Raw genomic sequence first — 7,629 nt, forward strand, 5'->3', positions numbered from 1 at the left:
CACCCCGCAAGCGCGGGCAAGCGCAACCCACCCCCGCCCAGCCCCGGCACCCCCCCCGCCCAGCCCCGGCGACCGTTCACCCGCCGCGCACGCGCTCCGCTACCGTTCACCCCCATGCGCACCCTCCTGATCACGGGCCCCGGCGGCAGCGGCCGCACCACGACCGCCGCCGCCACCGCCCTCACCGCAGCCCGCGAGGGCACGCGCACCCTCCTCCTCGGCACCGACCGCACGGACACCCTCGGCGCGGTCCTCGGCACTCCCGTCGGAACCGCCCCCACCGAGATCACTCCCCGCCTCACCGCCCGCCGCATCGCCCCCGACACCGACTTCCGCACCGACCTCACCGCGCTCCAGAACCGCGCCGCCTCCGCCCTGGACCTCCTCGGCGCCACCCGCCTCGACCCGGAGGAGGCCTCCCCGCTCCCCGGCGCCGAGGAACTCGCCATCCTGCGCTCCCTGCGCGACGCCACGCTCTCGGAGGAGGCAGAGGCACACGACCTCCTCGTGGTCGACCTCCCACCCACTCACCGCGCCCTGACCCTCCTCGCCCTCCCCGAGGAACTCCGCCGCTACCTCCGCCGCCTCCTCCCGCAGGAACGGCAGGCTGCCCGCGCCCTGCGCCCGATGCTCGGCCGCCTCGCCGGTGTCCCGCTGCCCGCGGAATGGCTGTACGAGACGGCGGCCCGCCTGGACCTCCAACTCGCCGCCGTCGAAGCCGTACTCGCCGACCGCGACACCGCCGTACGCCTGGTCGCCGAACCGGGCCCCACCGGCGCCGACGCCATCCGCACCGCGACCCTCGGCCTCGCCCTGCGCGGACTGCGCACCGATGTGCTGATCGCCACCCGCGTGCTGCCGGAGACCGACGCGGACGCGAACGGCTGGCTCGCCGGCCCCGTCGCCCAGCAGCGCAAGACCCTGGACGAGTGGCGCGAGTCGTACGACGTCCACCGGGCCGCCCACCTGGGACGCGACCCACGCGGCACCGACGACCTGGCCGAACTCGCCGTACCCGGCGCCGGGACGGAACCCGGCACCACCGACTGGCCGGTCACCGACCGGCTCGCCGAGGACGGCGTCCTCGTCTGGCACGTCCCCCTCCCGGGCGCGCACCGCGACGAACTGGACCTGATCCGGCGCGGCGACGAACTGATCCTCACCGCCGGACCGTTCCGCCGCACGGTCCCGCTGCCCTCCGCGCTGCGCCGCTGCACCGTCGACGGCGCGGCCCTGCGCGAGGGCGAACTGCGCATCCGGTTCCGGCCGGATCCGGCACTGTGGCCGCGCACCCGCTGAAGGGACGACGGCCGTTCGGGTACCGTCGACAGTGCCACTCGCAGTCAAGGAGTCCGTCATGAGCGAACAGCTCCCCCCGCCCGACGACGCCGCAGACAAGACCGGGGACGAGAGCGTCGACAGGCCGGTGGACGAGGTACGGACGACAGACACCGCACCCGAACCCGCACTCGAACCCGCACCCGAGTCCCACGCGGACGCGTGGGCGACCGCCGCCGCCGAGGACCTGGAGGCGGAGAAGGCCCGTCGCCGCGCCCAGTACGGCCCGCCCCCCGGCTCCGCCGCCGAGGAGCTGAAGAAGCTCATCGACGCGGTCACCGACAAGCTCTCCGGCCTCCAGTCCCCGCTCCTCGGTGCGGTCGCCGGCCCCGCCGCGGGGCAGGTCGTCCGCCAGGTCGTCCAGCAGGCCAGGGCCGCCGTCGAACCCGTGATCGAACGCAACCCCGATGTCTTCGACCACCTCGCCGCCGCCGGCAACGAACTCCTCGCCGCCTACCGCTCCGCGGTCCAGGACCAGGAGCGCCGCTGGACGTCCCGCGACACGGATCCCCGCGCCACCGACGACCGCCGTGACCGCGGCGACGACGACCCGGGCACCGCCTCCGGCGAGCACATCGATCTCGACTGAGATCACCGCCCTCACGACCCCGGCGGGACACCCGTGGTGTCCATGGGGTAGCCCACCGTATGGACGCCGGGGCTTCTCGGGCGGCGCCTCGGGTACCGTTGGCGGTAGCGGGGCTCGACCGAACTGAGGGATTCATGGGACTCACCATCGGCGTCGATATCGGCGGCACCAAGATCGCGGCGGGCGTGGTCGACGAGGACGGCAACATCCTCTCGACCCACAAGGTGCCGACTCCGGGCACGCCCGAGGGGATCGTGGACGCCATCGCCTCCGCGGTGGAAGGAGCCCGCGCCGGGCACGACATCGTCGGCGTGGGCATCGGCGCGGCCGGATACGTCAACCGCCAGCGCTCCGAGGTCTACTTCGCCCCCAACATCCACTGGCGCAACGAGCCGCTCAAGGAGAAGGTCGAGGCCCGTACAGGTCTCCCGGTGGTCGTGGAGAACGACGCCAACGCCGCGGCCTGGGGCGAATACAAGTTCGGAGCCGGCAAGGGCCACCGCAACGTCATCTGCATCACGCTCGGCACCGGCCTCGGCGGCGGCGTGATCATCGGCAACAAGCTGCGCCGCGGCCACTTCGGCGTGGCCGCCGAGTTCGGCCACATCCGCATGGTGCCGGACGGTCTGCTGTGCGGCTGCGGCTCGCAGGGCTGCTGGGAGCAGTACGCCTCCGGCCGCGCCCTCGTCCGCTACGCCAAGCAGCGCGCCAACGCCACCCCGGAGAACGCGGAGACGCTCCTCTCCCTCGGCGACGGCACCCCGGAGGGCATCGAGGGCAAGCACGTCTCCATGGCCGCCCGCCAGGGCGACCGGGTGGCCGTCGACTCGTACCGCGAGCTGGCCCGCTGGGTCGGCGCCGGCCTCGCCGACCTGGCCTCCCTCTTCGACCCGTCCGCCTTCATCGTCGGCGGCGGCCTCTCCGACGAGGGCGAACTGGTCCTCGGCCCGATCCGCAAGTCCTACAAGCGCTGGCTGGTGGGCGGCAACTGGCGCCCGGTCGCCGAAGTCCTCGGCGCCGAACTCGGCAACAAGGCCGGCCTCGTCGGCGCGGCCGACCTGGCCCGCGAACCGGACCCGATCATGTAATCCCTTCCCACCACACGCACGACTGCGCCCGCCTGATTCCCTCCCCGGGGGGACGGCGGGCGCAGCCGTTTCCACCAGTTACACGCTCAACGGCTCGCGCGCCGGAACGAACCCTGATGTCAGCAGGAGACAGCGCCCGTATGCTTGCCATGGAGCCGGTTCCGCCCTTGGAGGTCCTGATGAGCACGCCCGCCCCTGAGGGCTTCAGCCACCCGCAGCCAAGGCCGCGTCTGTCGGTCGAGGAGTTGCTGGCAGCGAAGAACACCCAACCCATCCGCTCTCTGGACGACCTCGCCGCCGACACGTTCGAGTCGGACAAGGAACTGGAAGAGTTCCTCGCGTTCACGTATGCAGAGCGTCACCGCGACGCCGCCTGAGAGCCGCCGCATGCAACCAGTCATCCTCGACACCGACGTCGCGTCCCTGCTGCACAAGCGCAAGCTGACCGGCCCGCTGGCAACCCGACTCATCGGACGTAAGCCGCTGATCACTTTCGTGACGTACGGCGAACTCACCAAGTGGATGGAGATCCGCCACTGGGGGACCCGCAGCCGCCAGGAACTCGCCGACTGGCTCACCGACATTCCGGTCCTGCCCGGCGACGAGGCCGTCGCCATCACGTGGGGGCGGCTCTCAGCGGCAGGCATACAGCGTGGCCGACCGCGCCCCACCAACGACATGTGGATCGCCGCCAGCGCCCTCACCTACGACGTGCCCCTGGCCACCCTCAATCTCAAGGATTACGAGGACTTCCGCCTCCACCACGGGCTCCGCATCCTCGGCGCCGAGTAACAGTCGCCTTTCCGACGGGAGGAACTGCTCGCCCGGCCCGATCTGCAAGTTCTACAAGCGCTGACTGGTAGTGGCAAAGGGTGCCCGGTCGTCGAAGTCCTCGGCGCCCGATCCGGCAACAAGGCCGACCTCGGCGGCGCAGCCGACCTGGCCCGCGAACCGGACCCCAATGGCCTCCGGCCACACGCACGGCTGCGCCCGCCTGTTCCCCTCCCCGGGAACGGCGGGCGCAGCTGTGTCTCGCATGAAAACTGATCTCGGCAGGCCGAGTGCCTGCCGATCACAGGCGTCAGGCTCAGTGCGTGGCCCTGTCGCGTGTCAGCTGAATGCCTGGAAGGCGAGCCAGCCGCTGGAACCGACGGTGACGGGTGTGCCGTGACCACTGGTGGTGACGGTGGGATAGAAGTACAAGCCGCTGCCGGTGTCGGGGCTGTTGGCCCAGAGGTCCGGTGTGCCGTCGTTGTCGGCATCCGCGGGGGACGTGATCAGCGGACGGTTCGTCGGATACCAGTTGGAGCCGACCTTGATGCGGCTGGGGCCGGTGCCGAGACCTTCCCCGGCGGGGCCGGTGCCGGGGTAAAGGTAGAGGCCACCGTCGGTTCTGTTGCGGGCGAGGATGTCGACGTGTCCGTTGTTGTCGACATCTCCGGGAGCGATGAGGTCGTACGGGGACCAGCTGGTAGCTCCGACAAGGACGGGTTCCGTCGTTTCGTCGAGGTGGTGACTGTGGGCACCGTAGTAGAGCCAGAGCTGGTTGCCGTCCTTGACGAGCAGGTCGGGGAAGCCCGGAACGTCCGGTGTGCCGTCGTTGTCGACGTCCAGGGGGCCGTCGACGTCGCCGATCGCGATGACTTGGTCGGCGCTCTTCCAGTGGTTGTTGGCAGGGTCGTAGACGGTGAGTTCCTGGCGCCCGCCGGGGCAGGCCCCACTGCCGGCGGGGTCTGCTTCTCCTGCCGTGGAGCAGGCGTAGCCGTAGCCGTTGTTGGGATACAGCTGGAGGGTCTTGCCGCCGGCTGTTCCGTTCAGGGCGATGAGGTCCTCGTACCCGTCGTTGGTCCAGTCGCCGCGGTGCGTGATGGAGGCGCCGTCGAAGCTGAGGGCGCTGGCCGCGGAATAGACGCCGACATCACCGTCACCGGTACCGGTGTACAGGCGCAGAGAGCCGTCGGTGCGCACACCGTACAGGTCGCTGTTGCCGTCGCCATTGAGATCGCCGGGCTGGTCCGCGAGTTGAGGGCTGTGGACGTAGAAGAGGTAGGTCGTGCGGTCGGAGGCGTTACCCGCCTGGTCGACGCTGCGGGCGTACAGGACGTGGGAGCCCGCTGATGTCGGCGTCACCTTGACGTCTGTGGCGGCGCCCGGAGCCGACGGGGCTGCGGAGCGTACCGTAGGGTCCCAATCCGTCCAGTACTGGTACGCGGTGACGTCGGTGACGCCCCCGCTGGAGATGGTGAAAGTGCCTTCGGTGCGCACGCTTCCGGTCGTGGCGGGCCAGCCGCCGCTGCCGTCGGGGAACTCGGCGGAAGTCACCATCGGTGGATTGGAGGGCCGTGTGGAGTCGAATCCGAAGCCGCACGCGGTTGCGGGAGTCCAGGCGGAATAGGAAGTACCGTCGTAGGCGCGGACCTTCCAGACGAAGGCGCCGCCTGCGGAAGCTTCCGCGGCCGCCAGGGTGGCCTTGGGAATCCGGGCTCTGGCGACGGTGCCGGAGGTGGCGGAAACGATCTGATCATAGATCTCGGCGCCGCCGACAACCGGGCTGTTGCTCTTCCACAGGCGGAACTGTGCCTTGACGGTGCCGCCGTCAGCGTCGGCCACTCGGGCGGTGAGGTAGACGTCCGTGTTACCGATCACAGTGAACGGAGCGGTGGTGTCACAGCCGCCGACGCTGGGAGAGGTGTCCAGGGAAGTCGGCACGTTGGGCACGGTGTTGTATACGGTCGACAGGACGGCCGACTTGGCATCGAACTTCTTCCAGCCGTAGACGTCGCTTTCACTGGCTGCCTCGAGAAGCAGGGTGAATGTGTGCCAGTGGTTGGCGGCGGCTGACTTGGCCGCCGCCGTGGTGTCGAAAGCCAGGTTCCCGGCCGGGCAGCCCGACCCCCATCCCTTGGCGTCGTTGACGGTGGCGAGCAGGGTCTCCTTGCTGGGCTGGGTGTTCCACGTGGTGGACGAGGTGAACGGGCCAGTGCGCCACAGTTCGACGGAGCGCTTGGTGCAGGACCAGGACCAGGTGTTCTTGATGCGGAACGTGGAGCCCTTGATGACCTTGTTCGTGTTCCACAGGTTCTTGGTGTTCATGCGGAAGTACGAACGGCTGATACCGTTCGTTTCGTTCTCGTACCCGGCGCGGGCGGTTGTGGTGCCCTTGGAGCCGTCGGAGTTGAGCCATCCCGCACCGTTGTAGAACGAACCGGTGGGGTACTTCTTGTTGACGATGGTCCAGGAATGGCGTGAACCGCTGATCGACGGGTCGATGTAGACCGGGTACTGGGTCTTCGCGCCGTTCAGCAGATCCTGGTCGGGAGTGAGCGTGAGGGTTTTGCCGTCGGTATCGAGCGGAACAGAAGCCTGTCGGCTTCCCGGAGGTGGAGCGAAGGCGTCTTCCGGGCTGGTGCCTGCTGTGTCGTCTGCATCTGCTGCGTGTGCCCGATGTGCTGTGGCGACTTCCGGGTCTGTGACATTGGTGGTGCTGTCCCACATGCGAGGGGCCGGACCAGTGAAGACTTCCTGGCCGGCCGGATTGACCGCACGCAGATTGTTGGCGCCGTCCTCCTCAAGCCGGAGGCCGTCGCTGGCGACCTTGTACTCCAACTGTTGCAGATCCGGATTGGCGGCAGCCTCGGCCGTTTTGACTACCAGTACCTGGCTGAAGCCTGAGGACGTGGAATGGAGCTTGAGGTCGACGCCGGGCAGGACTTCCGAGTAGGTGGCGGTTTCACCGTCGATGTCGGGGGCCGGCAAGGAATGGGGCCAGGAGAAGGCCAGACTGCGTCCATCTCGACTCACCGTTGCCATGGGGCTGGAGCCGCCACCGGAAAAGGTGACGTCGACCTCGGTGGCCTTTGTTTCGTACCCATTTTCGGTAGCGCGCAGAGTCGGGTCGATATCAACGAGCTTTTTGTCTTTCCGTACCCACTGGGGGAGCGCGTAGCGCTCCTCGGTGAAGGTGCCTTCCGGGTTGGCGAAGACTTGGGAGGTCTCGGTCCGTTGTCCCAGTATCTCGACAGACTCTCCAGTCTCCTCCGCTTCGGCGAGGGCCTCGCTCGTCTGCATAGCGAGGGAGGTGACGGAGTCCTCAGCCATGAGGGCTGCTGCTGGTGCTGCACTGGCGGCGTGAGGCATGAACTGGATCTGGGCAAGCATTATCGCCGCGAATGCGGCGACTGCAGGACCTGCGTGGCGTATCCGTCTCTTAGCACGGTGAGTCCATCCCATAGTGAAATTCCCCTCCCTGGCGACAATGCAATTACGCACCGTACAGAATGAGGTATTCACGGGACAAGTCATTACGGCGCGCGTCCGCTATGTCCCTGATGATCTCCGCCCGAGGTGCCCGAAGATGGTTGCATTTACCGCATTTGATCATGGTGGAGGGGGTGCTGGACTTGATTGGCTGATGTCGGATCACCCGCCCGACAACTGGAGGCGAACTCGGCACCCTCACGGCCGCCGACCTCTCCAAGGTCACCCGAGCCGATTCCCGCACCGACGGTCTCCTCAGGCGCAACGTCGCTTCCGTAGTGTGATCTTGGTCGGGTAGGGTCCTGATCTTGTGGCGAGCGGGCACATAGCTGGTGAGACGTATCCCGAGCGGACGCG

At 68.6% G+C, this 7,629-nt stretch carries 6 protein-coding genes; 5 read left to right on the plus strand and 1 reads right to left on the minus strand.

What is annotated here, in order from left to right; genetic code table 11:
* Positions 1–114 precede the first annotated feature (114 nt).
* The 5 genes from ACIF9R_RS31905 (at position 115) to ACIF9R_RS31925 (ending at position 3,807) form a co-directional block, all read left to right on the plus strand.
* A complete protein-coding gene (locus tag ACIF9R_RS31905; protein ID WP_399985892.1) occupies positions 115–1,299 on the plus strand; it encodes an ArsA family ATPase in 1,185 nt (394 codons plus the stop codon).
* Positions 1,300–1,357: 58 nt separating this feature from the next.
* Positions 1,358–1,927 carry a DUF5304 domain-containing protein gene (locus ACIF9R_RS31910; RefSeq protein ID WP_399985893.1) on the plus strand — a complete coding sequence of 190 codons (570 nt, stop codon included), beginning with the start codon at positions 1,358–1,360 and terminating at the stop codon, positions 1,925–1,927.
* Between the two features lie 134 nt (positions 1,928–2,061).
* Positions 2,062–3,015, plus strand: a complete 954-nt coding sequence (locus ACIF9R_RS31915; RefSeq protein ID WP_399985894.1) for an ROK family glucokinase — start codon at positions 2,062–2,064, stop codon at positions 3,013–3,015.
* 140 nt (positions 3,016–3,155) lie between these two features.
* Positions 3,156–3,392, plus strand: coding sequence for a hypothetical protein (locus ACIF9R_RS31920; protein ID WP_399985895.1), 237 nt, complete (start codon positions 3,156–3,158; stop codon positions 3,390–3,392).
* Between the two features lie 10 nt (positions 3,393–3,402).
* Positions 3,403–3,807 carry a type II toxin-antitoxin system VapC family toxin gene (locus ACIF9R_RS31925; RefSeq protein ID WP_399985896.1) on the plus strand — a complete coding sequence of 135 codons (405 nt, stop codon included), beginning with the start codon at positions 3,403–3,405 and terminating at the stop codon, positions 3,805–3,807.
* Positions 3,808–4,125: 318 nt separating this feature from the next.
* Here ACIF9R_RS31925 and ACIF9R_RS31930 read toward each other — a convergent pair whose 3' ends face one another.
* A complete protein-coding gene (locus tag ACIF9R_RS31930) occupies positions 4,126–7,083 on the minus strand; it encodes an FG-GAP-like repeat-containing protein (RefSeq protein WP_399985897.1) in 2,958 nt (985 codons plus the stop codon).
* Positions 7,084–7,629 lie beyond the last annotated feature (546 nt).

The organism is Streptomyces sp. NPDC086080 (assembly GCF_044540255.1).
GTDB lineage: Bacteria > Actinomycetota > Actinomycetes > Streptomycetales > Streptomycetaceae > Streptomyces.